The sequence below is a fragment of the Polaribacter litoreus genome, from assembly GCF_054584775.1.
In genome coordinates this window covers 1-2,128 of record NZ_JBTLRD010000061.1, presented here as the reverse complement: position 1 = coordinate 2,128, position 2,128 = coordinate 1, and the positions used below count along the sequence as shown (strand labels likewise).

2 protein-coding genes are annotated in these 2,128 nt (G+C 28.4%); both read left to right on the top strand.

Annotated elements, in window-relative coordinates; translation table 11 throughout:
- Positions 1-99: 99 nt before the first annotated feature.
- A complete protein-coding gene (locus ACW9UN_RS17055; RefSeq protein WP_459487573.1) occupies positions 100-849 on the top strand; it encodes a hypothetical protein in 750 nt (249 codons plus the stop codon).
- A gap of 167 nt (positions 850-1,016) precedes the next feature.
- Positions 1,017-1,904 carry a GIY-YIG nuclease family protein gene (locus ACW9UN_RS17050; protein ID WP_459487572.1) on the top strand — a complete coding sequence of 296 codons (888 nt, stop codon included), beginning with the start codon at positions 1,017-1,019 and terminating at the stop codon, positions 1,902-1,904.
- Positions 1,905-2,128: the final 224 nt, after the last annotated feature.

Here is a 2,128-nt window from a genome sequence, read left to right as displayed (position 1 = left end):
CTAAACGGCTAAAAAAATAATTTGAACGGTATAAATTAAACCTAAAAAAAGGTCAACCTATATCAGGATAATACAATAAAAACTAAAAAAATGAATAAAATGAAAAAAATTACCTTTATTATTACACTTTTATTACTATCACCTAAAGGCTTTGGACAAGAAGAAAAAAAGTTAGGAGAGAAGAATGGAATTAAAGTTACTTCTCAATTATTATTGGAAGAAGAACAAAAAAAGAAGGATAAATATATCTTAATAGTAAACTCAACAAATGAAAATAGTTCTGATTTATACTATGAAGTACCTCTTGTAAAAAATAATAATGGAGAGTTATCACTTCCTTTCACACCAGAAGAACAAGGTTTCACAAAAATAAAAGTTAGGAATTCAACTGGATTATTTGGTAATGGAAAATCAATAATAGGTGAACAAACTAATCTTTTTACAACAAATAACTCAGTTTTATTCAAGATAAAAAAGGGAAGCGTTTTGACTCAAGAAACTACCTTCAAAGTAAAAAAAGGAGTTAAACCGCTAATAACTAACAGTTTTACGAAAACATTAAAATATTTGAAAGATTTTGATTTAAAAATAAGTACTGAAATGTTAAATGGTAATTTTGTGTCAAGTTGTCAAGATATAAAGGTTAATATCCTTGCTCAAAATTCAGTTGAAAAAGGTGATTTCTTAATTCAAACTACAAATGGAAAACAATTTATTTGGATTCGTACAAATAACACAACTTTTGTTCGAGAAAATAGTGAAGATTTTACATTAATATTTAATAAAAGTAATAATACTTACAATTATTCTACATCAGATGGAATAACTTGCATTTGGAATAAAAAATAAAAATACTGTAGCCAACACCGTGTAAAAAAAATTGCTGGTAAAAGCCTACTTACGAAAATCCTCTCGGATTTTCTTGGTTCGTGTTTTATTTAGTAACTTTATTGCTTGGAAACACGCAACTTTCCTTACACAACAACGTTAGCATTAATTAAACTGAAAAACTATAGATGGGAAAGAAATTAACTGTATACATGATTGATGGAACTGCTTATGGACCAAGATTAAGTGAAATTGGAAATTGGGTTGGGAAAGCAATATACAGTCCAAGAGCTTCTATTAATAAAATAATGGCAAGAAGTGAATTTGATAATCCTGGAATTTATTGTTTGAAAGGTGATCCAACTGATGATGCTTTCGATGAGAAAATATATATTGGAGAAGCTGAAAACATAAAAGTAAGATTAAAACAACATTTAAGCGACCCAAATAAAGACTTTAAGGAATTAATTTTTTTCGTTAGTAAAGATGAATTGTTAACTAAAACGCAAATTAGATATTTAGAATCAAGATTAGTGCAATTAGCAATTGAGGCTAAAACTGCTCAAATCGATAATGGAAACTCTCCGAGTTTACCTACACTTCATGAAGCTGATATTTCAGATATGGAATATTTCCTTGAACAAATAAAACTTATACTTCCAGTAATGGGTTTTAAGTTCTTAATATCTTCTACAGTTAAACAAACAATCGAAAATGAATCTAATAATTCTAAATTAATACACGAAACATATTTTATTAAAACAAAATCATTCAAAGCTTCAATGAAAGAAACTGACCAAGGATACATTGTTCTTAAAGGAAGCGAAGCTAAAAAGGGACTTTCTAATTCTTGTACTGAAACTTATAGAAATATGAGAAGAAAACTAGTCGAAACAGAAATAATGATTGAATATAATGAAAAATTAATATTTGCAGAAGACACAGTTTTCAATAGTCCAAGTGCAGCTTCAAATATGATTTTGGGTAGAAATTCTAATGGATTTACTGAATGGGTTAATAAAAAAGGACAAACGTTTAAAGACATACAAGAAATAACTAATGCTAACACCGTATAAAATTTATTGCTGGCTTTTTGCTCACTTACGAAAGTCCTCTCGGACTTTCTTTGTCTGTAATTATTTAGTAACTTTAGTGCTTAAACAACGCAACAAACCTTATACAACAACGTTATGTTTTATTGCTCAGGAAAATCTAAACGCAGGAAAAAATGCTGAACACTCTCTCGCGAATTTTAAAAAATCAAATCAACGCGAAAATTTTACGCGGGAATTTTCTCTAC